This is a genomic window from Bradyrhizobium sp. USDA 4510 (genome assembly GCF_054059095.1).
Genome location: NZ_JBSSBT010000001.1, coordinates 1700609 through 1725729, shown reverse-complemented (window position 1 = coordinate 1725729; position 25121 = coordinate 1700609). Strand labels below are relative to the sequence as shown.

General features: G+C 59.8%; 22 protein-coding genes and 2 pseudogenes. 7 read left to right on the top strand and 17 right to left on the bottom strand.

Annotated features, from left to right (window positions below; genetic code table 11):
- Positions 1-216 precede the first annotated feature (216 nt).
- From ACVMDN_RS07695 to fdh3B, 7 genes are all read right to left on the bottom strand, one after another.
- A complete protein-coding gene (locus ACVMDN_RS07695; protein ID WP_253587551.1) occupies positions 217-897 on the bottom strand; it encodes a DNA polymerase ligase N-terminal domain-containing protein in 681 nt (226 codons plus the stop codon).
- Positions 897-1901, bottom strand: coding sequence for a non-homologous end-joining DNA ligase (gene ligD, locus ACVMDN_RS07690; RefSeq protein WP_253587552.1), 1005 nt, complete (start codon positions 1899-1901; stop codon positions 897-899). The genes ACVMDN_RS07695 and ligD (ACVMDN_RS07690) overlap by 1 nt, the downstream gene beginning before the upstream one ends.
- Positions 1902-1994: 93 nt before the next feature.
- Positions 1995-3515 carry a CYTH and CHAD domain-containing protein gene (locus ACVMDN_RS07685; RefSeq protein ID WP_301322361.1) on the bottom strand — a complete coding sequence of 507 codons (1521 nt, stop codon included), beginning with the start codon at positions 3513-3515 and terminating at the stop codon, positions 1995-1997.
- Positions 3516-3608: 93 nt separating this feature from the next.
- Positions 3609-3734, bottom strand: a complete 126-nt coding sequence (locus ACVMDN_RS07680) for a hypothetical protein (RefSeq protein WP_283090002.1) — start codon at positions 3732-3734, stop codon at positions 3609-3611.
- A gap of 55 nt (positions 3735-3789) precedes the next feature.
- Positions 3790-4296, bottom strand: a complete 507-nt coding sequence (locus ACVMDN_RS07675) for a DUF3305 domain-containing protein (RefSeq protein WP_253587554.1) — start codon at positions 4294-4296, stop codon at positions 3790-3792.
- 105 nt (positions 4297-4401) lie between these two features.
- Complete coding sequence (locus tag ACVMDN_RS07670; protein WP_253587555.1) at positions 4402-5490, bottom strand: formate dehydrogenase subunit gamma; 1089 nt, start codon at positions 5488-5490, stop codon at positions 4402-4404.
- Complete coding sequence (gene fdh3B, locus ACVMDN_RS07665) at positions 5468-6070, bottom strand: formate dehydrogenase FDH3 subunit beta (RefSeq protein ID WP_253587556.1); 603 nt, start codon at positions 6068-6070, stop codon at positions 5468-5470. Before fdh3B ends, ACVMDN_RS07670 begins: the two co-directional genes overlap by 23 nt.
- Before the next feature lie 597 nt (positions 6071-6667).
- Here fdh3B and hpnN point away from each other — a divergent pair.
- On the top strand, positions 6668-9292 hold the full coding sequence (gene hpnN / locus ACVMDN_RS07660; protein WP_456835388.1) for a hopanoid transporter HpnN: 2625 nt from the start codon (positions 6668-6670) through the stop codon (positions 9290-9292).
- A gap of 130 nt (positions 9293-9422) precedes the next feature.
- A complete protein-coding gene (locus tag ACVMDN_RS07655; RefSeq protein WP_456835389.1) occupies positions 9423-10019 on the top strand; it encodes a hypothetical protein in 597 nt (198 codons plus the stop codon).
- 19 nt (positions 10020-10038) lie between these two features.
- On the opposite strand, the gene ACVMDN_RS07650 is transcribed toward ACVMDN_RS07655, so the two are convergent.
- The 6 genes and pseudogenes from ACVMDN_RS07650 to ACVMDN_RS07625 all read right to left on the bottom strand — a co-directional run bounded on the left by ACVMDN_RS07650 (position 10039) and on the right by ACVMDN_RS07625 (position 16711).
- Positions 10039-12399, bottom strand: a complete 2361-nt coding sequence (locus ACVMDN_RS07650; RefSeq protein ID WP_456835390.1) for an efflux RND transporter permease subunit — start codon at positions 12397-12399, stop codon at positions 10039-10041.
- 276 nt (positions 12400-12675) lie between these two features.
- Complete coding sequence (locus ACVMDN_RS07645) at positions 12676-13353, bottom strand: dienelactone hydrolase family protein (RefSeq protein ID WP_456835391.1); 678 nt, start codon at positions 13351-13353, stop codon at positions 12676-12678.
- A 35-nt stretch (positions 13354-13388) separates the two neighbouring features.
- On the bottom strand, positions 13389-15395 hold the full coding sequence (locus tag ACVMDN_RS07640; protein WP_456843629.1) for an erythromycin esterase family protein: 2007 nt from the start codon (positions 15393-15395) through the stop codon (positions 13389-13391).
- 168 nt (positions 15396-15563) lie between these two features.
- Positions 15564-15956, bottom strand: a pseudogene (locus ACVMDN_RS07635) (TCP-1/cpn60 chaperonin family protein); the annotation flags it as partial.
- A gap of 46 nt (positions 15957-16002) precedes the next feature.
- On the bottom strand, positions 16003-16323 hold the full coding sequence (locus tag ACVMDN_RS07630; RefSeq protein ID WP_253587561.1) for a co-chaperone GroES: 321 nt from the start codon (positions 16321-16323) through the stop codon (positions 16003-16005).
- Positions 16324-16441: 118 nt separating this feature from the next.
- Positions 16442-16711, bottom strand: coding sequence for a hypothetical protein (locus ACVMDN_RS07625; RefSeq protein WP_253587562.1), 270 nt, complete (start codon positions 16709-16711; stop codon positions 16442-16444).
- A 4-nt stretch (positions 16712-16715) separates the two neighbouring features.
- Between ACVMDN_RS07625 and ACVMDN_RS07620 the strand changes: the two genes are divergently transcribed.
- Both ACVMDN_RS07620 and ligD (ACVMDN_RS07615) read left to right on the top strand, forming a co-directional pair.
- Complete coding sequence (locus ACVMDN_RS07620) at positions 16716-16847, top strand: hypothetical protein (protein WP_301322231.1); 132 nt, start codon at positions 16716-16718, stop codon at positions 16845-16847.
- Between the two features lie 998 nt (positions 16848-17845).
- A pseudogene (gene ligD, locus ACVMDN_RS07615) lies at positions 17846-18745 on the top strand (non-homologous end-joining DNA ligase); the annotation flags it as partial.
- A 67-nt stretch (positions 18746-18812) separates the two neighbouring features.
- Here the strand turns inward: ligD (ACVMDN_RS07615) and ACVMDN_RS07610 are convergent.
- The 3 genes from ACVMDN_RS07610 to ACVMDN_RS07600 all read right to left on the bottom strand — a co-directional run bounded on the left by ACVMDN_RS07610 (position 18813) and on the right by ACVMDN_RS07600 (position 19947).
- On the bottom strand, positions 18813-19106 hold the full coding sequence (locus ACVMDN_RS07610) for a hypothetical protein (RefSeq protein WP_428841160.1): 294 nt from the start codon (positions 19104-19106) through the stop codon (positions 18813-18815).
- Between the two features lie 255 nt (positions 19107-19361).
- Positions 19362-19637, bottom strand: a complete 276-nt coding sequence (locus ACVMDN_RS07605; RefSeq protein WP_456835392.1) for a transposase — start codon at positions 19635-19637, stop codon at positions 19362-19364.
- 112 nt (positions 19638-19749) lie between these two features.
- Entirely contained in the window at positions 19750-19947 is a 198-nt protein-coding gene (locus ACVMDN_RS07600) for a transposase (protein WP_456835393.1), read from the bottom strand.
- Positions 19948-20441: 494 nt separating this feature from the next.
- On the opposite strand from ACVMDN_RS07600, the gene ACVMDN_RS07595 reads away from it, so the two are divergent.
- The 3 genes from ACVMDN_RS07595 to ACVMDN_RS07585 all read left to right on the top strand — a co-directional run bounded on the left by ACVMDN_RS07595 (position 20442) and on the right by ACVMDN_RS07585 (position 23901).
- Positions 20442-22136, top strand: coding sequence for a thiamine pyrophosphate-dependent enzyme (locus ACVMDN_RS07595; protein ID WP_253587563.1), 1695 nt, complete (start codon positions 20442-20444; stop codon positions 22134-22136).
- A 153-nt stretch (positions 22137-22289) separates the two neighbouring features.
- Positions 22290-23030: a rhomboid family intramembrane serine protease gene (locus tag ACVMDN_RS07590; protein WP_253587564.1), complete on the top strand. Its 741-nt coding sequence runs from the start codon at positions 22290-22292 to the stop codon at positions 23028-23030.
- A gap of 22 nt (positions 23031-23052) precedes the next feature.
- Positions 23053-23901 carry an SDH family Clp fold serine proteinase gene (locus tag ACVMDN_RS07585; protein ID WP_253587565.1) on the top strand — a complete coding sequence of 283 codons (849 nt, stop codon included), beginning with the start codon at positions 23053-23055 and terminating at the stop codon, positions 23899-23901.
- Positions 23902-23995: 94 nt separating this feature from the next.
- Here the strand turns inward: ACVMDN_RS07585 and ACVMDN_RS07580 are convergent, their stop codons facing one another.
- The gene (locus ACVMDN_RS07580) at positions 23996-24619 is read right to left on the bottom strand and encodes a MarC family protein (protein WP_253587566.1); all 624 of its coding nucleotides are present in this window, start codon (positions 24617-24619) and stop codon (positions 23996-23998) included.
- Positions 24620-25121 lie beyond the last annotated feature (502 nt).

Below are 25121 nucleotides of genomic sequence, written 5' to 3'. Positions count from 1 at the left end.
AGGAACTCTCCAGATTCCGAAGACTCTTAAGTGGTGGTGCCGCGCCTCCATTTTTTGCACTTACCGGGCCAATCCTACGGGGTCCCGTGCGCTCCGCATTGACAGAGGCCAAGTCGCGAAGGAACTCTGTGAGGGATGAGGCTGCCAGTCCCTGCCATGCTAACGAATTGACCCACGCGGCAGATGCCGCTCTCCGATCGGCAGCCGCGGCTGCATTCAGACACGCTGCCGGCCAGGTCGAGGCTTTGCTGGTTTTCTCTCCCTGATCTCCTTCATGCGGCGGCCGGTAAGAACAGAGCGATCGAAACGTGCGCTCTCGATGTCCCACGACGGATCAGCGTACTCGTCGCGACTTTTGACGAGCAACCAATAGTCTCTTCGGCCAGAATTCGTGGATCGATGTTTGGTTTGGATTAACGTGAAACCGCCGCGCAGTTTTTCTCCCTGCAGCACAATTTGAACTTTGCCGCGAGCCAGTTGCTCCTCTGGCGGCTGATTTTCCGGTGGCTCATACGTTCCCAAGTCCCAGACCATCACGATCCCTGCTCCGTACTGGCCGGGCGGGATCACGCCTTCGAACTTCGCATATTCGAGCGGATGGTCCTCCGTCCTTACGGCCAAGCGCTTGTCTGCAGGGTTCATTGAAGGGCCTTTTGGCACTGCCCAGGATGCCAAAACCCCATTTACGGCGAGCCGGAAATCATAGTGAAGCCGGCTGGCAGCGTGTTTTTGAACCACAAAGGCACGCGTGCGACCGCGTCGCCGCACTCGCCCCACCGGTTCGGGCGTTTCCGTAAAGGCTCTTTTGCCTCGATATGCTGCGAGCGACACCTGTTGTCCTTTAGACCGATTTAGAGTTCCGCCGGCGGTATTTGGCGATGTCGCCTCATTGCACATCAGCCCTCACGCACGACATCCTCCGGCCGCTTGTCATCCCGCAAGCCGAGAAATCGAGGGTGTCTTAACTTACCTCCTACCGTCCACTCGGTGAATCCGATCTGCGCGACGAGCTCCGGCTTCACCCAATGCACGCCGCGCCGCGGCAACCCATCCTCGGCAAAGGGGGAAATCGGCGTCTCCAGCCGAGCGAGCATTTTGCTAAGACGCCGCAGCAGATCGTCGGCGAACCCCGTCCCTACCTTCCCGGCATACACGAGCTTTCCTCCGCGGTAGTAACCCAGCAGCAACGCTCCGAATCCGCCGCGGCTACCTCGTGGATCGGTGTAACCGCCAATGACGAACTCCTGTTCTCGCTTGCACTTGAATTTGAGCCAATCGCGCGTTCGCTTGGACACGTACACACTGTCCGCGTCCTTTGCGATGATACCTTCCCTTCCCGTCCGACACGCCTGTCGGTAGTAATCCTCGCCTTCAGTCGTGCGATGTTCCGTGAACCGCAAGGCGTCATGGAAGTCAAAGGCCTGGCGAAGTACCTGCTTTCGGTGCCGGAGCGGAACCCGCCGGATGTCGTACCGGTCCAGGTAGAGCAGGTCGAACATATAGAACCATACCGGCACCTTGCGAACCAGTTCAGTCGGCGGACGCACCACCTGCATGCGAGCTTGCAGCTTTGCGAAGCTAGTGATCTGGCCGTCGAACGCGACAATCTCACCATCCGCAATAAAGGACGTGGCTTCCTGCTGATGCATCGCCTGAACCACCTCGGGATATTTTGCATTCAGTCGAATTCGATTCCGCGAAAAGAGAGCGAGATCGCGACCTCGGCGAAAGGCGAGGCAGCGCTCCCCATCCCATTTCGGCTCAAATATCCATCCCTGTCGCGAGAAGACTTCATTCGTAAGCGTCGCCAACATGGGCGCAACCCATTCTGGCTGCGCGCGCTTTCGAAGCCGGGCCCTGGCGTCAGTGGGTAGTCGGTCGAGCAGATCGCAGCCGAACATGGGCGCTCACCTACCAACCGGAACGCGAGCGAAAGCCCCAGCGTTAGTACCACTCTGACCTCGAAAGAAGTTGCTCGACGCCATCGTTTTGCCTCACCAGAACGGCTCCAACCGTCTAAAGCGACGAATACGCTTTCTGATTTTCGGATGTCGTTCAGCCAGAACCCGCTCATGCCAACCTAGCACGATCCCTCCCGCACGATTAATCGCGCGAACATCCCGGTTCGTTGCGTTACCAATCTGATCAACGAGATCGTGGGCGACGCGCACGTCATTTGTATAGCCGAGATCGTCCTGCAAAGACTTCAAATATCCGACGAACGTTCGAATTCTGGCCCTGCTAAACAGGCTTCCCAGAAATTCGACGATGTAGTGCAAATGCTTCAGCGCGATACGCAGCCTGTGCCGCTGAGCTGCCGTTAACTCTTCGAACTTCTTGCTACGTTTGCAAGCCTTGCGGTGATGCCGATCGATCAGGTCGGGAGCGACATCGACGATAGGCGCTAAAAGAACGACCGCATGTTCTGATATTTCCTGATCACGCCACCCACGGGCCGCAAACCATCGCAACAGCCGCAACATCGACGTAGCGTATCTTTCGGACATGATCGCCTGTTTAACATGCTCAAGCGCCGCATCTCGCTGGCGCTCCGTGGCATCGATGAGATGTTCGAAGTCTGAGCTGGCAGGCAATGCATGGGTGACCGCGCCGATCAGGGAGGCGGCAAAACTGTCCAGATTGCGCACCGGTGCAAGGGAGTGAGCGAGCCATCTCAATTCCTCCGAGGCCCAGTGGTAATGCTTCTCCTGCAGGAGCCGCTTCAAGGCCAAAAGCGCGGAGCGAAGACGGCGAACGGCGACCCGCATCTGGTGGATGCCTTCCGGATCACCCGTGAGAACGGCCTGTTCGTTGCTAAGAACGTGGGTGAGGCAGTGTCGCCCGATGCGTTGTAGCGCGGCCTCGACGCTCATGGCAGGATCGAGCGTGATAGGTCCCACATGGACTGCCTGCGGTATCAACCTATCGGCTCCAAGCAGTCGATAACCTCGCTCGGCCTTGCTACAAGGCTCGATGCGGATTGGCTCAGTTTCGAGCAGTTGCAACGCTACATCGAAGATCACTCGCGGATCGCCCTCCTTGAGCTCAAGTTCGATTTCGCTGACCGGCGCGCCTGCACCGCGGGTGCAAGTGCGGATCTCTCCCTCGTCAATGGCCGCCTCGATCCGCGCGGATGGGTCCCGAGTAATTTCGATCGTTGTTCGCGTGACTATCGTCATGAAGACGGGACGCAACTCCTCATCGCGGACCAGGTCGCGCAGCCACCTTCCAGTCATCGGCGCATCGAGAATCGGCCATTTGCTCCGGATATGGTCCTCCCACTCGCCCCTCTCCAAAGTATCCAACCGAGCTGGATCTTCGACCTTGACGGTCTGGACGAACTCCGAGCCCTGCTTGCGTACCCGAAGCGATAACCGCTCGCGGTGGAGCGCAAGCGTAGGTGTGTCGTAGTACGTACTGACTAGCGTCGACCGGGCCTCCGATTTTGCGGACGGCATCGCCAGGAGCATGCTCTTCAGCTTTTCGAACTTCTCCGGCGGTGCGGCGAATTTCAGTTCGAACTCGGTTGAAATGGGACTTCTCCTTGCACGCAGTTAGGGATCATGCGCACTTTTGATCGGGGCGGCCAAGGGGCCGAAGAACCCGCGCTAAATTCTCACGCCCGGTTCCGTCAGCGCTGCCGCTGAAGATTTTTGCACAAAATTGTCGAGAACAGCAGCCGCCCCCGCAGCAATGATGCCGACGACAAAGCATGCGACGATGAACGCGCGCATTGTATTTCTCCTGTTTCCGGTTACATCGAACGCAAGATGACACTATCCCGTTCCGTTATCGCTCGCGCTCTTGTCTTACTTTCCGATGCGAGGACGTCTGTTGGTCACGTTGGCGCTTGACGAAAGGACGATCGACATGATGCTCGGCGATGAACTGGGCGACAATCTTCACGACGTCCGGCGGCATTGGCACGGCTTCCACATGGTTGGTTTCCGCGTTGGTGAACCCTTCTCCCTCGGCTGGATCGGCCGTTACGGCGAGGATTTCATACGGCCCTCGCTCCGAGGCAACTGGACGCAAGGCCGTCCATAACGCCGGTGTTCCCGACGCGAGGTTGGCGTGATAGTTGGCAGTCTCGGTTCGGTGCAGTTCGATCACGGCTTGACCTACAAAAAACAAGGTCGTGTCCTCTCGCGTGTCAACTGGTGTCCAAGGAGCGGCCGTTGGTGTTCCGGCAAGCACTGAAACCGGTCCCCACAGAAAGTCAGCCCAGACGCTTCTCGCCTTGCGCCGTTCAACCAAGACGCCGACCGGAATCACCGCAAGAGCTGTTGATCTCAATGAAACGCCTCCTTTCGGGCCGCCGGCAATTGCTCCTTATGCAGACTGACGATGAGCCAGATGCGGCGCGCCGGCTGGGATCGAAGCGCGCCGTCCCGCCAACGCTCATTCCGCCACAGTCGCCGAAGGCGGCCTCAACCGAACTTCATTTGCCAGTTGTTGAGCGATCCAATGATCGTGGTGTTCTTTAGCCCAGTTGAGATCGACCTCGCCGGTACCCATGGCCTCGAATGCACCCTCCATTCCGATCGTACCGATATAGATGTGGGCCAAGATCAGGGCGACGAACAGAACGGCCACCACAGTATGAACGATCTGCGCGAGTTGCATCCCGGCGATGCTCAAACCATAAAAAGGAAACAGCATCAGGAACCCCGATACGGAGACCGCAGCGCCAGCCGCCACTGAAAGCCAATAGACAAGCTTTTCGCCAAAGTTAAAGCGTCCGGCCGGGGCATGTTTGTTCTTGATGAAACCCCCGCCCTGCTTGATCCAGTCGAGGTCAATTTTTTGGAAAAGGTTGTCCCTGAAGAAGATCACGACAATGAGGACGAGGCCGATCGCAAACGAGAAACCTGTGAAGTTGTGCACGTACTTTGCCGCCTGCGAGACGAGCGTGAACGCGTCCGGGCCGATCACCGGCAACAGCAACACTTTGCCGAAGGTAACGTTAAGGCCGGTCAAGGCAAGAACGACGAACGACACCGCCGTCAGCCAATGTGCAAATCTCTCATACGCCTTGAAGCGGAAGATTTTCTTTCCCGAGCGCCCCTCGGCAATCCGGATCGGTCCCACAATCAAGTACGCCAATCCGAGGATCGCGATGGTGCCGAGGATTATGACTGCGCTGGCCCGATGCAGCAGCACCTCATGGACATACTGCCACGTTCGTCCAGCCGGTTCGATCAAAACACCAGCCTTGGGGTCGGGAATATCTACCCGACCTTCGACACGGGGGGCCTGACTCAGAAGCGTCTGCTCATCGATGACGCTGGCTGTTGGGTTAGGGGCGCCATCCGGGCCGCGTTTTTGCGCTTGGGTCGGAACCGCCGCGGCAATCGAAAGGAGGGCGACTGCGACGACAAGAAGGCGAACACGCACGCGAAACGCCATGACGACCAGCCTCTCCGCATTTCCACCTTGCACTTCACTGCCCACTCCGCGTTGCGGTTCAAACTCGAACTGCCTCGCCATAAGCAGTCATCCAACCCCATGAGCCAGAACCGTAGCCCCGCTTCAATACTCGTTCCTTGTAGATCTGAGCAATGACTTCGCCGTCGCCGGCCAGCAACGACTTGGTCGAGCACATCTCGGCACACATCGGTAACTTACCCTCCCCGAACCGGTTCGATCCGTATTTTGCGAATTCCTCGGCACTGCCCGGCGCTTCGGGTCCGCCGCCGCCGGCGCAGTAGGTGCATTTATCCATCTTGCCGCGCGAGCCGAAATTGCCGACCTGCGGATATTGCGGCGCGCCGAATGGGCACGCATAGAAGCAGTAGCCGCAGCCGATGCACAGATCCTTCGAATGAAGCACGACGCCGTCTTCGGTCGGATAGATGCAGCTGACCGGACAGACGTGCGCGCAGGGCGCATCGGTGCAATGCATGCAGGCCATCGACACCGAGCGCTCGCCGGGCTTGCCATCGTTGATCGTGACGACCCGCCGGCGGTTGATCCCCCAAGGCACCTCGTTCTCATTTTTGCATGCGGTGACGCAGGCGTTGCAGTCGATGCATCGATCCGCGTCACAAAGGAATTTCATGCGCACCATCGCTTTCTTCCTTTCATTCCCCCCGGATCTGGCCGTGGCTCGCCTTCGGCTCCTGCGTGACAGTCGCTGGATCTTAGCCGCATGTCGCACGTGCTCATGCTCTTGCCGACCACCGGGATATTTGACAGCCTTGGCGGTCGCCGGCTCCCCTACCACGGGCAACCGGCGGCAGCTCCCGTACCGCCAATCGCAAAGCGAAGCAGGTCGCGCTGGTCCACCTTCGTCGCAACATAAGTACGCTATCCATAGATTCGACCGCTAAAGCTGACTGGGTTTCGGCTTTCCGCCTTGAGTAACGCATTGGCAACGGGATTGAAAATGACGGACGTCAACTACGAAAGATCAAACAGATCCCGACGACGAGAGCCGTTGCATAGAATGTGGCGGCGACCTAGATGGCAGCGGCGACGATTAGCAAGGCGCGTCCTGCACTGATGGACATTTGACGTTTGTCAACGACATTTCCGTCGGGCAATACCATGATGCTAAGAACTCGATTGCGGTACGTGGATGCGAACGCTCGCAAATTGCGATCCTTGATCGATTCTAGGTTCATCTCGATCCTGGGCGTAGCAAATCGAGAGCTGGTGCCCGGCTATGATTCATTCTGTGATCGTGCGAATTGTCGATTTCTGCGCTCGCAATCGGTGGACGATCGTTATTGCCGGCGCGCTGCTGATGCTTGGAGCCTCGGCCTTTGATGCCGCCCGATTCTCGATCAATACTAACATAGAGGGTTTGATTTCCCAGGATCTGCCATGGCGTCAGCGCGAGCTGGAATTGTCCAAGGCTTTTCCGAGGAAAGGCATTCTGGTTGTCGTGAAAGCGATGACGCCTGAAAACGCCGAACGGGCGACTGGCACGCTGGCGCAGGCCCTCTCGAAAAACTCTGATCTGTTTCCCACCGTGGAATTACTCGACAGCGGGGATTTTTTCGAACGCAATGGATTATTGTTCGAGTCTCCGGCGGACGTCAACAGGACCGCGGAGGGATTGACGAGAGCCAAGCCGCTCATTGCGGCGCTCGCAAGCGATCCGAGTCTGCGCGGCGTGATGACGGCGCTCTCGTTTGCGGCCGAGGGCATGCGGGCAGGCCAAATCACGCTGGATCAGCTTGCGTGGCCTCTGTCATTGGCAAATCGAACACTCAACCAGGTTCTGTCCGGGAAACCGGCCACATTTTCCTGGCAGGAACTATTGGAAAATCAGTTGCTGCCGGCAAGGCGGTTGCGACACCTTATTGGAGTTCAACCCACGCTCGATTTTGCCGCGCTTCAGCCTGGTCACAAGGCGGAAGACGGAATACGGCAAGCAGCCTCGGATCTGGACCTGCAAAACAAATTCGGCGCGACGGTTGATCTAACCGGTGAGGTGCCGATGAATGATGATCAATTCTCGGTCATCAGATACAGTGCTGTGCGTGACACGCTGACGGCGGTGTTCGGCGTTCTGATCATTCTCTGGCTGGGTCTTCGTTCCTGGAAGATCATTGCTGCGGTCTTCTTCAGCCTGATTGCCGGGCTTGCGGCGACGGCCGCTCTCGGCCTCGTTCTGGTCACCTCTTTCAATTTGCTCTCGATCGCATTGTTCGTGCTGTTTGTCGGCCTCGGAGTAGATTTCGCCATCCAATTTAGCGTGCGCTATCGCGCCGAACGGCACGAGCACCCTGACTTGTACGACGCTCTGCGATCGGCTGCCCGCAAGGCGGGCGATCAGCTCTCATTGGCTACCGCGGCCACCGCCATCGGATTTTTCGCATTTCTGCCCACCAGCTATCGCGGCCTGTCGGAGTTAGGCCTGATCGCCGGTTGCGGCATGCTGGTCGCATTCGCCTGCAGCATCACATTGGTACCGGCGAGCCTAGCGCTGCTCAAACCTCCAGGCGAGCCGGCGCCGGTTGGCTTTCGAAGCCTCGCACCGCTCGACAATTTCCTTCAACGGCATCGCATTGCGGTAATCGTTGGCACGCTTCTCGTCGTTCTCGCCGGTATACCGCTGTTGCTCCATTTGGAGTTCAACTTCAATCCAGTCGATCTGCAAAATCCGAATTCTCCTTCCGTGGTGACCTATCGTGAATTGCAGAACGAGCCGGAAGCCAGCGGCAACGATGCTCAGGTATTGGCGCCGTCACTCGAAAGGGCGGATGAAGCGGCCAAACGTCTAGCTGCACTTTCCGAAGTCTCACGAACATTGACGCTGAGCAGTCTGATCCCAGCCGATCAAGACAAAAAAATTGCCGCGTTGAAGGCCGCCTGGAAACAGATTGGCCCAGCCCTCAATTCTCCGATGCAGCGGCCTGGCCCGAGCGACCGGGAGAATATTGCTGCGATTCAAAAGGCAGCCGAAGTTCTTGGCCTGGCCGCAGGAAGCGGAAACGACTCCGGCGCCGAGGCCGCACGGCATGTTTCGGATTTGCTGAGGCGCCTCGCGAGCGCAGATGCCGATATTCGGGCCAAGGCCGACGCCGCGGTCGTGCAGCCGCTCATTTACGATCTCGACCTTCTACGCAAGTCTCTTGTCCCGGAAGTGGTGACCATCAAGACGATGCCGCCAGATCTCCTACGCAATTGGCTAACGTCCGATGGTAGAGCCCGCGTTCAGGCACTGCCAGCGGGCGATCCGAACGATACCAACGTGCTGCGAAATTTCGCGACCGCAGTACTTCGTATCGAACCGTCGGCGGCGGGGGGTGCGATCAGCCTCTATGAAGCTGCGAGGACAGTCATGTCAGCTTTTGTCGAAGCAGGTGTTCTGGCAATCAGTTCGATCGCCATTCTGCTTCTTATAGCGCTGCGGCGCTTGACCGATATGCTGCTGACACTCATCCCCCTCCTCCTCGCCGGTGTCCTTACGCTCGAGGCTTGCGTGCTGATTGGCGTCTCGCTCAATTTCGCAAATATCATCGCACTTCCGCTGCTGCTCGGCGTCGGCGTCGCATTCAAGATCTACTACGTCATGGCGTGGCGCGCCGGAAGAAGCGGTCTGCTACAATCGACGCTGACCAGGGCGGTACTATTCAGCGCCATGACCACCGCGATTGCGTTCGGGAGCATGTGGGCGTCGAGCTATCCCGGCATGTCGAGCATGGGCAAGCTGATGGCCTTGTCACTGCTGTGCACGATGTGGGCGGCCGTGTTCTTCCAGCCGGTTCTGATGGGGCCGCCGCGGCAAGTGAAGGTATATTCTGATCAGGACGCAAATTGGCGCCAAGCCGCGGAATAGGCGTCAGTGCCAGTGCCACCACAAGACTTCCGACGCAAAGTCGACGACGCGCTCGGAAAGGCGCCGAAGTCCTTTCTGCGGTTCGAGTCCCATTCTGAAGTTCGTCGGCGCGGCGGAAGAAATGTGACGATTGGCACGGCATTCCGGTCAATGGAGTTTTGACGGCCGTTCAAAGACAATTCCACTGGTGATCCCCATCATGGGATTATCCATCCTGAATGATGATGATATGTTAACCAGGACAACTCTCATGACAACGACACTGGCCATATTCGTGGCCGCCCTCCTGCATTCCTCGGTACCAAGTGATGCCCTACAAAGCCCCTTCTCAGGCTTGAGCGGGAGTTGGTCGGGCGGCGGCTTCATCAAACTGGCTAGCGGCCAACGTGAACGCCTACGCTGCCGGGCGACCTATTCCGTCACCGAAAGCGGTACACGACTGCAGCAACGTTTGCGCTGCGCAAGCGACAGCTACCGATTTGATGTCGATAGCAACATTGTTTCAGAAGGCCGGGCACTGCATGGAACCTGGACCGAAACCAGCCGCCACGCCTCCGGTGGTGTTTCCGGCCGCGCGAGTGGTGGCGAGATCGAGGCCAGAATTGGCGGTGCCGGATTTTCAGCCCGTTTGACCCTGAATACGCGAGGTGACCGGCAATCCGTGGTGATTGAGTCGCCGGGTCACGATATCACTGAAGTCTCTGTCGCGCTCGCCAGAACAAGGTGAGGGGAACTCGATCTCCCCACTATCGGTAAAACGGCTTGCCGCCCACCCGCTGTGCAAGTCTGCCCAAAAACGTCACCGTCGGCCGCAGGATCAAGAGGTCTGCGGTCAACGCCGCGAGCATGGCAAACGCGCTCAACCAACCGAACAGGCGGAGCGACGGCAGACCGGAGAAGACGGTTACAATCAGGCCGCACGCAAGCACGATGGACGTCAGAATTAAAGGCGGACCAACCAGGACGGTCGCCCGCTCAACGGCAACGGCCGGATCCTTGTACGGTCGTTCCTCGTGCCGTAGCCGATTCAAAAAGTGAATGGTAGCGCTCAGGCCCAATCCAAAAGATACCGTCAGCGCCACGACGCTCGCGAACTGCAGGCCTTCTCCCAGACTCCATAACACGAATCCAGAGAGCACGATCGGGAATATTCCGGGCAGGATGCTCGCCAGCATGACGACGAACGAACGGAACGCGAGACCGATGAAGGCGGCGACAAACAGAAACTCAAGCGTCAGACCTCTGTTCAACTTGTTGATCATGAGGGCGCTGTTCCGGGCGGCAATAGCCGACAGGCCCGTCACGGCTACTTTGTAGCTCGGATGTTTTGCGCGGACAGCATCCAGCGCTTTGTCGAGGCCTTCGATGACGGGCAGAAGCTGACTGGAATCGACGTCCGGAACGCGGCCGGAAACCAGGACGGCGTCCTGTTCCGCAGAAATGAAGCGACGCGTCAGATATTCGGGCAGGATATCGACATACTGCTTCAGCGTCGCCACGTCGGACTTGCCCATCTTCTCCGCAAGCCAGCGCCGCAGTGTCTCCAGCGACCATACATTGGCGATGCCAGGCTGCTTGTCGAGGGTCGCATGCACCTCCGCTATCACGGCAAGCGTTTCCGGATCATAAAGTGATTTGCCGTCAGGAACCTTGATCAGGATATCGATCGGATTGGCACCATTGAGCTTGGCATCGAGACGATGGCTCGCGGCAACGGCCTGTTCCCTGTCGGGCACCTGATCGGCCAATCGATAGCGAGGTTGAAGATTGGCGTAGACTAGCCCAAGGCCGCCGACAACCAGGACGCCGAGCAGGCTGTACAGCCCCGGCCGGCTCACCATCCGGGCAGCAACCCAGAAACAGAAACGCCGCAACACGTCTAAAGCGGAGTCCGCGCCTCTGACTTCCACAACAAACATCGCTTCGTTCCGGATCAGCAGAACACCGAGAAGCGGCACCAACATCAGAACCGCGAACATGGCAATTAGAGTTGCGACCAGGCCGGCCTCGCCGAACGTCCGGATCAGATCGGATTCTGAAAATTGCAACGCAATAAACGAAAGACCAGCGGTCACATGCGTCAGTACGCATGCCGGCCCGACCACAAGCATGGCGTTGCGAAATGCTTCAAACCTCCCCTCGCCCTGTAGCAGCCGGTCGCGGCCTGCGAACGTCAATTGCATGCTGTCCGAAAAGCTGATCACCATGATCAGCGGCGTCATGACGTTGAGAAACATGTTGAGGCGAAAATCAAGCCAGCCAAGAGCGCCGAGAGCCAGCACGATGGCGATCAAGGGTGGGCCGGCGGCGATGATCATGAATGACAACCGGCGGAAGAACAGGATCGCGATCAAAGCTCCAGCTGCGAATCCGAATGCATTATAGAGCAGCCGATCGCGCTCCACGGCATTGCGGATCTCGAGTTGCATGACCGGTACTCCGGACAGGCGAGCGGTAAGTCTGCTGCCGGCCAGGTCATTATCGATTGTTCTCTGAATTTCGCCGATGACCTCGCGCAAACGGCTGCTCGCAACGACATCCGGGTCCAGTGCGAGCACAATGAGGGTCAATTGTCCATCTTCGGACAGCAATTTACCGCGAATGATCTCGTTGTTCAGTACGCGCTGGACTAGCCGGTCATATTCGGCGCCGGCAGGGAGTTGATCCGGAAACAGCGGCGCGGGCAAGTCGGTGCCCTTTGGCGGCTCGCGCGCCGAAAACAACGAGATAATGCCTCTTGTGCCTTCGATCAGTTGCAGGTCGGTGACTAGATCCCGCAGCTTTTCGACCGAATCGCGCACAAGCAGATCTTTGCCCTCCACCACGATGAGAACGTCGAATTCGTTCGACGGGAAGCGCCGCGTCACTTCTTCGAACGTCCTGAACTCGGGTGTCTCGGACCGGAACAGCTGGCTAAGGGAGTCATCGACCTTGATACGCGCTATCCCGAATGCTCCCACTATCAACAGCACGACGGTGGCAAACCAAACGAGCCATGGAAAACGTAGCGAGACCAGACCGATGCGCTCGAGACCGTATGCGATGCTCCGCGAGGCGCCTATTGGACGCGAGTTGGGCTCTGGCTCTGTATATCGCGACGTATCCATGTTCCGTGGCCTGCGCGATGAGCATCCACGCGGCCAGCCGGACTTTGCCGCGAGCTTTCGGGTACGTCTCAAGTCTACGACCGTGCCTGGGCCGCGACTATGACGGGCATCAAATCCGTGCTGCCAAGCGATCGATTTCGATTTTGGTTCATACCTGCTCGCCTGTCCGGACTTTGGCTTGGGGCCCTCAGCGCGATCAAACCCCACTGCCGGAGGAGGACAGTCAACGATCCTGCGACGGAGTTCGTCGGGTGCGGCCTACCCGGTCGCAGTGGCTTAAGCGGCGACGACGAGGTAGCGCTTGAACCAATCGCGCGCTAAGCTCGCCACTTCATCCAGCGCTCCAGGTTCTTCAAACAAATGCGTTGCTTGCGTTACGATCGCCAATTGCTTTTCGCAGCGCAGCTGCGCGAGAGCAGCCCGATTTAACTCAAGGACTTGCTTGTCGTGTTCTCCAACGATCAATAGCGTTGGAGCCCGAACGCGCGTCAAGGCAGCACCGGCCAGATCCGGTCGGCCTCCGCGCGAAACAACTGCCCCTACTGGATCGGCGCGGATCGCTGCGGCCGCCAGCGCGGCTGCGGCCCCGGTGCTGGCGCCGAAATAGCCTATCGGAAAGTGCTTGGTATCGGGGAATTGGATGAGCCAGTCGGTTATATCGACGAGCCTTTCGGCCAACAGGTCGATGTCGAAGCGCAAGTGCGTCGTGCGCGCATCGACCACTTCCTCGTGCACCGTTAACAGGTCGATCAGCAAGGTTGCCAGTTTCGCCTCGTTGAGCACACGTGCCACATACCGGTTGCGGGGGCTGTGGCGGCTACTGCCGCTCCCGTGAGCGAAAAGCACCACCGCACGTGCGTCCTCCGGCATAGTCAGATTGCCGTTAAGCGTCACGGAACCAGCAGGGACGCTGATCAATTGCCCCTCAATCATTTGAGCTGCGGAACTGTTCATGGCATGCTTCCTTTTCGCTTGCTATGGCCCGAAGTTCATACCGCGAACGGGAATGTTTCCGGAAGTTCGCCGGCTTCCCACGCCTCGGTGGTTTCGAGCGGCTTGACCGCACATGTCTCATCGAAATGCAGGACTGCATCAAATTGGTCCGGCAGTCGCGCCTGGAAATAGTGACTCTGCCGCTCGGTTTCGGGGCGGTAGATCACGCCGATCGCGCGCTCGAGCCGAGGCGCGCCCAATTGCCGCACCACCACATCGCTGTCGTCCATGATCAGAAGGAATCGGTCGTGCCCTGCAGCATGGAACAGCGCCTCGTAGCTGCCGCCGAGCGCCGGCCGGACGCGCTTGCGGTCGGCCGCGCCGCCCCAATCGGAAGCGGCCGTTACCGTGCCACGATGCGTAGTAAAGCCGATCAGAACCGCATCGTCGGCGTATTTATCGCGTGTGAGCTGGCCGACATTCAGTTCGCCGCGCCGGCCCATTTCCGTCGCGCGAGCGTCGCCGAGATGCGAATTGTGCTCCCAGACGGCGATTTTGGCGCGACCGGATTTTCGATCAAGGTAGCTGACCAGTGCCTCAAGCGTCTCAGCCATATGCCGGTCGCGCAAATTCCATGATGACACCGCCTCGAGGAACACCGAGCGGTAATAGGCCTCGGCGTTCTTCACCAGGCGAGCATTCTGTTCGGCATAGAAGAGATCATCATCCAAGGCGCCGCCACGGCGCGTACGATCGGCCGCCCGGCGCTGCAACTCGAGCAACTGGTTGACAACCTCCTCCTCGCACGATTTGGAAAGATTCAGGCGCGTCATCAGGCCGTAGGCCTGTGTATCCTCGCCGACATGATCGAAGCAGGCGTAACGTTCACGCGCCTGGATCGCCGCCCCGGGATCGACCTTCTCCAGATAACGGAGCACGGCTTTCATCGATGCGTGCAGGCTGTAGAGATCGAGCCCGTAGAAACCGACCTTTCCGACACCCGGAGGAAGTCCATCATTGTGTGCCCGAAGCCACTCAATGAACTCGACCACCACCGCGTTACGCCACATCCAGGTCGGGAAACGACGAAAATCGGCGAGCGCATCTACCGCATCGACATCGTCGCCAGCGCCGCGCACATAGCGATTGAGACGATAGGCGTCAGGCCAATCTGCCTCCACCGCGACCGCCGTGAACTTCTTTTCGATGATGAGTCGCTTCGTGATTTCGGCCCGCTCGCGATAGAACTCGTGGGTACCGTGGGACGCTTCACCAAGCAGAGCGAAGCGCGCTTCACCGATCCGCCCGATCAACGGATCATAGTCGCGCACGGATCCGACCAGGGGATACGCAGTCTCGCGCAAGTCATTGACGAGCACATCATCTGCTGCGCGAAAACGTGCGACTTCAGCGTTGGACTTGCTTTGGCTCGCCAACAGCTCGCGCACCTCATCGTCCGTAGTCTGTGAAAACTCCTGATACCAACGACCCACCGCCTGGAATGGCTCCGGCGTAATTGCGCAAATGACCTCGTCGGCCCTTTTCTTCATTTCCTCACAGGCGTCGCGCGATGCCGTCGGAACTGCGACGACAATGCGCGCAGGCCCCTGCTGTCGTAACCCTTCGATCGCGGCGTACATTGTGGCACCTGTCGCTAACCCGTCGTCAACCAGGATCACCGTGCGGCCGCGCACGTCGGGCTGCGGACGGCTGCCACGGTAAAGCCGCTCGCGCCGTGCCAGCTCCAGGCGCTCGCGTGCCGCAACCGCATCAATGATAGGCGTCGGAATGCCCAGGGCTTCGACGATCTCGTTGTTGAGCACGCGCACGCCACCTGTCGCGACCGCGCCCATCGCCAACTCCTCATGGCCGGGGACGCCGAGCTTGCGGACCACAAACACGTCCAGAGGTGCGTTGAGCGCGCGGGCTACCTCATAGGCGACGGGCACGCCGCCGCGCGGCAGCGCCAAAACGAGCACGTCCGGGCGACGGGAGTAGCCTCCAAGCTTCTCGGCGAGTCGTCTGCCCGCGTCTCGACGATCGAGAAACAGTCCTGGCATCATATCTCCTCCCTTGCCTGCGCAGCCGTTCGGCGCAGGCTTTTCGAATGAAGCTCGCCGCGCGGGCCGTCGGCTGCCAGTCGCTTCAAGGCAGAGGCCAGCGGCGGCGTAATGGAGACCGTTCGCAGTTCAGGCCAGTTCTCCTCGTGCACGTCCACCGAATCCGTCACCAATGTCCGCCACCACCGCGATGACGGCGAGTTCGATACCGTTCTTGATGTCCATCGGGTTCATGCCGGCGGCGACTGCCTTGGCGCCCTCGCGGACGATCGCCTGGCCGAGCAGCGTCGCCGTAGTCGTGCCGTCGCCGGCGAGCTCGCTCGTCTTCAGCGCGACCTGCTTGAGCAGCTGGGCGCCGACGTTCTCGAACTTGTCGGCGAGCTCGATCTCGCGCGCGACCGTGACGCCGTCCTTGCTGATACGGGGCGGCCCGAACGACTTGTCGAGCACGCCGTTGCGGCCTTTGGGCCCGAGCGTGACCTTCACCGCATCGGCCAGAATGTCGACGCCGCGCAGCAGCTTCTCGCGCGCCTCGCCGCTGAACCGGACTTCCTTGGCAGCCATTGGCTTACTCCTTGAAGACGAAATCGATGCCGTCGACGCCTGCGCGCTACGCCGCCTTGGCGTGCGCGCGAGTCTTTCCTTCGATCACGCCGAGGATGTCGGCCTCCTTGAGGATGAGCCGGTCCTCACCGTCGATGATCACATCGGTGCCAGCCCATTTGCCGAACAGGACGCGATCGCCGACCTTGACGTCGAGCGGAACGATCCGGCCGTTCTCGTCGCGCGCGCCGGCTCCGACCGCCAGCACCTCGCCTTCGACTGGCTTCTCCTTTGCGGTATCGGGGATGATGATGCCGCCGGGCGTCTTCTCCTCGGCCTCGATGCGTCGCACCAGGACGCGATCGTGCAGCGGTCTGAATCCTTTCATGATCGAAGCTCCTGGTCGCCGTCATTGGCGGTCAGCATGCGCCGACGCGCACGCCCGGTCATTGACGGTCATCAAGCAACACGCAATCAAGGAACCGCTGCGAGGACGCCTGCAGAGCCTAGACGGCAACGTGCCGGTCGATCGTCGCCGCGAAGTCGGCGTTGCGTTCCAGTTCGTCGCGCAGGCTCACTCTCATGGCGGCGCCGTGAGCGGCTGCAGTCCCTGTCCCGGCACCGTCCCCGGACGGCTGCGAAAGATCAGCATCATGCCGCGCCTGCCGCTGTACATGGACTGTCACGACTTCCAGCTCATGCGTCGCCTCGGCGCCGAACATGACGCGATCTTCGCGCAACCGCGTGCCGGCGCGGATCGGGCCGGCGGTGAGCACTCCGATGCTTCTGATCGAGCGCGATGTCGGGCCAATCGGCGACGTTCGCAAATGCCGTGGCGGGTGTTGCAGCGATGAGCTTCGCAACCTTGATCTGAATGGAACTGTCTCCTCGATCGGCTTCGGCGAGAAATGATTATGCGCATCGCGCCGCCGGTTCCATGACGACCGTCAAGGGCCAAAGGACCGATTCTCGGCCGCAATGATGGAATGGTCGCCGCTTCCATCGCCGCTTGCCGGCGATTCATTGACAACGCCGAAAGGCCGACTGCGTTTGTCGAACCTCGACCAAGCTAACTAGTCTGATGAAAGCGCTTCGGCAGAGCGCTGCGGCGACCGGAGTGGTTCTCGCAACCAACGTCGTCGGCACACCTCCACGGATCACCGGCGAACGCTCCCGAAGCGTTCAATCGCGACGAACCGACGAGTCAATGAAGCATAGGAGCCTCAATAGCGAGAAAATCGGATCTTTGAGTAATTGTGCGCGTTGAAGCGGAGCATAAGATGGGTGCGCGCAATGGCCACCGCAACGCAAAGGCAAGCAGGCAAAAGCAAATTGCTCAAGGTGCAGCGGTCGCCTTCGCGGAACCGGACTTGGGCGGCGCGGCCGCGCCAAACCGGGCACACGCGGCGGCGGACAATTCGTCCAAATTCAGGTGGCGCCGGCACGCCAGTTCGTCGCGTTCCGGTATCATGATGTCGGCACGAAAGGGGGGCCGAGCGCATCGCCGGTCAACGACAGGATGGCACGTGGGAAACGGCGAGCGGCTCATCAGCAAAGCTATGGCACATGTCGAGCGCGCTCGGTACGCGGCGTCGAGCGCGATGGTCCCACACCGACTGCCTGCGGCATTGCTTGAAGACTGCATGGAGCAACTCAGTCGACGAACTTAAGGCTGAGGTGCATGGAGAAAACTTCGGCCGACGGCCTGATCCAACTTTTTTCCACAATTCTGGTATCCAGGAGCCATTGCAAACATGGGACGACGTAAGCAATCTCGGCAGAACAATCCAGCCAGCGAGGTCAAGGCGGAAGAGCCGGTAACTTACAAAGTTGTCAATCCGGTCCCACGCGCAACTGCGACATCGCGGCAACCGACTGGGGTGCAGCCCGCAGGGGCGGAGCGCACACCCACCGAGGTCATGGGCGTTGTCATTTCAAAGCCCGACAAGGAGTTGTGGCCGGACGGCGGCGACGGGAGGCCAGTGACGAAGCTCGACCTCGCCCGATATTTTGAGGCGGTCGGCGAATGGCTGATTCCCCACATCAAGGGCCGACCCTGTTCGATCATCCGCGGTCCCGACGGCATCCACGGCGAACGTTTCTTCCAGCGTCATGCCATGCAGGGAACACCGAAATATCTCAAGCTCGCAAAAGTCTCCGGCGGCCGCAAACCATACTTGCAGATTGATCGCGTCGAAGGGCTTGCCATGGTCGCGCAGATCGGTGGCCTCGAACTGCATCCATGGAATTGCGCGCCATATGCCTATGACACGCCGGGCCGGCTCGTGTTCGACCTTGATCCGGCGCCCGCCGTCGATTTCACCGAAGTGGTCACTGCGGCCAAGGAGATGCGACAGCGCTTGGCCGATGTCGGCATGGAAAGCTTTTGCAAGACCACTGGCGGCAAGGGTCTGCATGTGGTCGTGCCGCTGCTCTATCGTGCAAAAGACAAGCTGAGCTGGAAGGAAGCCAAAGGCTTCGCGCAAGGCATTTGCCAGTGGATGGCCAGGGATGCGCCCGACCAGTATCTGCTCTACATATCGAAGCGGCTGCGCAAGGGGAAGATCTTCCTCGACTATCTGCGCAACGATCGCACGTCGACGGCAGTCGCACCCCTATCGCCGCGGGCGCGTGACGGAGCCACCGTTTCGATGCCGCTGACCTGGGCGCAGGTGAAAAGTGATCTCGATCCGGAGCGCTACACCGTGCGCACTGCGCCAGCGTTGCTCGCCAGAAGCACGGCATGGCAGGGTTATAACGAGGCCGCGTCGTCGATCAAGTCGGCGATCAAGAAATTGGCCGGCAAATAGCAAGGTTGATGGCCTTGCGCGCGCCTGTCATCCTTCCCGAGTGCGGAGGATCTAGGGTAAGAACTCATTAGTTTTTCCGCTCCGACAATACGATACTGATTCTCTGGCAGCTTTTCACGGATTCGTTTTCGGCAGTATGGGCATCGCTGAGCTGACGGTCGAAGGATGAAGTCGACGATGGTGTGGCGTACCGCCGGTAAGCTTGGCTGCGGCGGCGGTCCGTTGATTCTTTTTTTCCGCCCCGCTTGACGAGGCTTGGGTGTTGCAGGGAGGCGTAGGCGATCATGGTCATCAGCGCGTGACGATGCAGGCCTTGCCAGGACCGCCCCTCGAAGTGATCAAGCCCGAGTTCCTCTTCCAACTGCCGATGCGCCTGCTCGCAAATCTATCGTGCCTTGATGGCGGCGGCTAATGTGCGCAGATCTGTCGCGGCGGGCAGATTGGCGATAGTATTTCTTTTCCCCTGACGTCCTGTGTTCGCCGGTCAGCCAAGCCTCCTCGGCGGGAAGATGTTGCTGGCCCTTATCCTTGATCCGCTGGGGAGATCCATCGGCGATCCGCACCCGAACCGCGGCAAACCGGGCTTTCAATCGGCCTTTTGTCCCCGTTCGCCAACTCACATTTTTCCACTTGGTGTCGGCCAGCATGTCTTCGGCCGGGCGCGACAGGATGTCCGGAATGGACCGCTTGGGGGACGCCCGCGCATTGCAACCGGCCAGATAAGCTTGACGCCGACCGGGTATACCTTGAGGTGACGCGGGATGCCAACGGCCCACGCCAGCCCGCGTGCCGTGAGTCCTTGTCGAAACGGCGCACTCAGGCCGTATCCCGCGTCCGCCAGCACACAACCGAAGCGTACGTGGGCTGCTATCGCGCGATCAATCTTCGCCAAAGCGATCTCTGGCTTGGACCGTGGCGATCGGTAGTTGACCGTACGCCGGCGCGCTTCAACCGTACCGCATCGCTGGTCCAGCTCTCGGGTAGTAAGAGACGCAATGCGATCATCACCGGCACTTCACCACGCGAGCGTCAGCGACACCAATGTTTGGCAATTCGCCCCTTTTTGCCAAGCCCGAGGCATATTGAGCCGCAACACCGACTGAGTGTTCGTCCTTCTTCGGCACCGCAGTGTCGTGGATAACCAGCACCGCATCACCGCCGCCGACAAGCCGGTCGGCGTCTTTGAGCAGCTCTGTCTCCACCGGTGTCGCATCCCAGACGTGCCATCGGCGACGAAATGGTGCAGCTGATCGTAATCGCCCGGACGCCGTCGATCTTGTGAAGCTTGGCCGTTAAGCGTGGAATCCACAAGCCAACGAATTGCAATGGGACGACAGGATCAGAGCAATGTGGGGTCTGCCTGCTGGCGCGCCGATCGACCAGGAGGTGTGGCGCCCCGGCGTACATCCGGATGATCTCGTCCGCACGGGTTGTTCCAACATTAAATTACTGAGAGCGGCCACCGCCCGCATGAACGGGGGTAGCGGCTCATCATCCGGTCTCGACCGGGCGCGCCCATGCGGCGACTGCTCGCACATTGCCGCGACAAGCGCTGTTGGAACAAGGGAGCTGGGCCAGCAATTATCACAACTTCGTCGCCTCGTTGACGGGTTGACGCCGGTCAAGGTCTATGGCCGGTGGGGGCGCCAGCCTGCCGCATTGAACGAACTTCGGTGGCGAGAGTTGGGAACGGAACATGTCACAGACAGTTGCCGGCATTCTGGTAAGTGCCCTCGAACAAATCGGCGTTCGGCACATCTTCGGATTGATCGGCGACTCGCTCAATCCGCTTGCCGATGTGGTCCGACGCAGCAAGATCGAGTGGGTCAGCGTCCGCCACGAGGAAGGCGCGGCGCAGGCCGCCGCCGGCCAGGCCAAGATCACGGGCACGCTCGCAGTGTGTGCCGGCACCACTGGACCTGGCAGCAATCATCTGGTTGCTGGTCTTTATGAAGCGGCCCGCGATCATGCGCCAGTGCTGGCCTTGTCTGGCGACATGCCGCGCAAGCTACATGGCACCGATTACATCCAGACCACTGAACCCGATCTTTTGTTTCGTGACGTGTCGCTCTACACCGAGACCATCTCGACCGCAGCGCAGGCACCGGCGGTCATCCATCAGGCGATAGCGGCCGCTTATGCCGGCCCGGGCGTCGCACATCTGACGCTTCCGCAGGACGTGATCGCAGCGAAAGCGCAAGGCACCGTTCCCAGCATCCCAACCTTGAAGCCCCGGTCGGAAGTCACCGCCAGCGAGGCAAGGATCGCCGAACTAGCCCGGCGGATTGAAGAGGCGGGCAAGATAGTGATGATGTGCGGCGCCGGCTGCCGCGGCTCCGTTGACCTGTTGTGCGCTCTTTCGGATCGGCTCAAGGCTCCGCTGATCCATACAGTTAAGGGCAAAGACCTCCTGCCCTACGACGATCCCCGCTGGATGGGCGGTCTCGGCATGATCGGGACGCGGGCCGTCTACAATGCCGTGATGCGTTGCGACCTGCTCCTGATGATCGGCACTGATTATCCTTATTCCAACTTCCTTCCGACCAAGAGCACGGTGATTCAGATCGATGAACGACCACAGGTGCTAGGACGACGCGTTCTGACCGCGCTCGGCGTTGCCGGATCGGTCCGGCCGACGCTGAAGCAATTACTCGGCCGGGTTGCCCAGAAGACCGATACCGAATTCTGGGACGAGGTCGCCGACGAGCGCAGGAAATGGGACGCCATGCTCAACAAGCAAGCGGATATCAAGCGGAGCGACCATCAGATCCATCCACAGGCGGTTGCCCGCGCGGTTAGCGATCTCGCCCGTTCCGACGCGATATTCGTCCTGGATACCGGCCTAAACACGCTATGGTCGGCCAATTGGATCCGTCAGACCGGGACGCAGCGGATCATCGGATCCTTCAACAATGCGGCGGTAGGAACGGCCCTCGGCCAAGCCAATGGCATACAGGCGTTGGATCGCTCCCGTCAGGTGATCGCGCTGACCGGCGATGGCGGGTTCAATATGCTGATGGGCGAATTTCTGACAGCAGTCCATCACAACCTGCCGGTCAAGGTCATCATCTACAACAATTCGTCGCTCGGACTGATCACGCTGGAAGCCGAAAGCGTCGGACTGGTGCCATTTCGCGAAGCCATCGACTTTCCAAACCCGGATTTCGCAGCATTAGCCCGTGCGTGCGGTGGCCACGGATACATGGCCAAACGCCCGTGGGAATTGATGGCAGCGGTAGTCGAAGCTCTCGCGATCGATGGCCCGGCAATTGTTGACGCAACCGTCATCTCAAATGAAATGCCCAATTTGCCGCACGTCGATTTGGAGATGATCCGACATTTTGGGCTGGCCAAGATCAAGGAAGCCGTTCTCGCCGTAACCGGAGGATAGCGAGAACAGGTCCGCCCGGACGTACCGAAACCACCCGCAGCCGGCGGCGACGCTTGGCCCTCCCCGCCCGAAAATTGACGATCGTCATGGTCCGTCCAGGAATCTGGGCGCAGTATCTACCGGGCATCGCGGAACGGTTACGAAGAGACGCAGATGTTCCCGATCAGGAATACTGTCCCGACCCGTTACCCGCCGGTGATCACGTGGGTGCTGATCGCCACCAACTGTATCGCGTTCCTGTTCGAGATCAGCCTTAGCCCCTACGAGCTTGAGCAGCTGCTGTATCAATTCGCGCTTGTCCCTGCGCGTTATTCCGGGATTCTTGCCTCCGACGGGATCGACCCGACCATCGACGACGTCCTGCCGCTCTTCACTATGATGTTCCTGCACGGCGGGTGGCTGCACCTCATCCTGAACATGTGGACGCTATGGCTGTTCGGTCCGACGATCGAAGATCGGCTGGGTCATGGCCGTTATTTGGCATTCTATCTTGCCTGCGGCGTTGCGGCTTCTGTCGCGCATATCTTCTTCAACCCGGTCTCGATCGTACCGGCATTGGGCGCCTCGGGAGCGATCGCCGGTATCCTCGGGAGCTACATGCGCCTGTTCCCCTTCGCCCGGGTGGTCGTGGTGATCCCGATCCTGTTCATCCCGCTGTTCTTCGAAGTCTATGCCTTCTTCTATGTCGGGTTCTGGTTCCTCATGCAGATCTTGCAGGGAATCCCGGACTTGGCGGTAACGCCAATGCGCGCGGACGTCGCGTGGTGGGCCCATATCGGCGGGTTTGTGGCAGGCTTCGCACTTGTCTCTCTCATCGTCCAGTCCGAACGGCGTTACCGGGCCTACTATCGGGACGAAGGCGTGCTCGGCTTCGATCCTGAAGGGCGGATGTGAGATGCTATTCGTGGAGGCTTCCATGTCGATCGGTGATCTCTTCTGGATCTTCTTCATGTTCTCGGCGATCCAGCCGCTGTTGCGCCAGCGCATGCTCGAGGCGATGCGCGTGCGCAAGATCTCGCAGCTGGAGGCCCAGCGAAAATCGCGGGTGATCCTGCTGGTGCACCGGCAGGAAACTATGCGGCTACTGGGTTTCCCGATCGCGCGCTATATCGACATCAACGATTCGGAGGAGGTTCTGCGCGCCATTCAGATGACAGACGAAAATGTGCCCCTCGACCTCGTGCTGCACACGCCGGGAGGACTCGTGTTGGCAGCGCTGCAGATCGCCAGGGCGATCCGCGAGCACAAGGCGAAAGTCACGGTCTTCGTGCCGCACTACGCCATGTCCGGCGGTACGCTGATCGCGCTGGCGGCCGACGAGACCGTGATGAGCAGCCATGCCGTGCTCGGCCCGATCGATCCGCAGCTCGGACAGTCGCCGGCAGTCTCGCTGATTAAGGTTGTCGAGGAGAAGCCGCTAGCCAAGATTGAAGATCAAACGCTGATAATGGCCGACGTCGGCCGCAAGGCTATTGCGCAGGTCAAACAGTCGGCAAGCGAGCTGCTGGAGCGGCGGCTGCCCGCTGAACAAGCCGCCAAGCTGGCGGAACAGCTCGCATCCGGCGCCTGGACGCATGACTATCCGATCTGGGCGTCGACAGCGAAGCGGCTGGGCCTGCCCGTGAACACTGACATGCCTGACGGCGTTTTCGAGCTCCTGAAACTGTATCCGCAACCCGTCCGCATGCAAAGCAGCGGCGGCGTGGAATATCTGCCGGTGCGGCGAAGTCTGCCGGCCGGAGGGGATTCTGTGGAGGCGGACTGACGTTCAGCGGGGCCGCCTCAGACCGTTGCCAAATTAGCATGGCATGCCGATGCGGTCATTGATGGGTCGTCTCGTCAACGCGCCCACCGACTATTCAGGCGCTTGCGTGAGCGGATGCGACCCCATCCAATACGAACTGAACCGAGAAAGCCGCGAGCAATATCCCGAGCAGCCGGGAAAGCACGGCATTTCCAGTGTTGCCCAGTGTTTTCGCGATCGGCACGGCCAGAGCAAAGCTAATCATGCAGGTCAGGCACACCAGCAGAATGACCAGAATGAGCACAACCAGTCTCGATGTCGTGCCTGCGGCGCTGGACAACAATAGCGTGGTGGCAATTGCGCCTGGTCCGGCCATCAGCGGGATAGCCAACGGAAAGACGGCGATATCCGAAACCTGCTCGGCCATCGTCTTGTCGGTTTCGCGTGCCTCCCGGTGCGGCCGGTCACCGAAGACCATCTGGTAGGCAACAGCGAACAAAAGAAGTCCGCCCGCGATCTGAAAAGCTGGAATGCTGATCCCAAGCTGGCCCAACAGCCAGTTCCCGCATAATGCAAGACCTACAAGGATCCCCGCAGCGATCAGCGGAGACCGGACGACGATTCGCGCCCTGTCTCGGCTACTGAGTCCGCCTGCTGCCGCGAGAAACGCCGGCACCAATCCGACGGGGTCGACGACCAGTAACAGGGTCACAAAGGCCGACATCGCGAAGTCGATCACGGCGAATGCCCGCCGCGAGCGGCAGGCAGATCGTGGTACGGGATGTACGCAGCTCGACCTGAGCCGACGCAAAGTACAGTAGTAAGCAATCCACCAGCGGTCCTCGCCACTCTATGCACTGCGCCGAAATCATGCGTATCCTTTTCGCCTTGAGGGCTCGGCCTGGCCGAGTCCGGGGCGCCGAGCACGCCGCGCTGACCAAGCAGTTCGCGCTGAATAACGTCCTCGGACCTCTCGGGTTCTTCGCCGTTGAGCGGCTGTACTCTAACCATGATCCTGTTCTTCCCTTCTTCTGCCGCTGCATGCAAAGAAATATGACTATTTCGGCGGCCTGAGCTCGCTTCTAAGCCAACCTACCGCATCACTCCTGAGCGGATCGATGGGGATTGAAAGTGTCGTGCACTGGCCGCACGTCGAGCAAGCAAAAGTGAGTTCTTGATAACCGAGCGCGCCTGGCGCGGCCCTGCCCGCGGCCATAGCGCGTCCACATTTCCGGCATGCG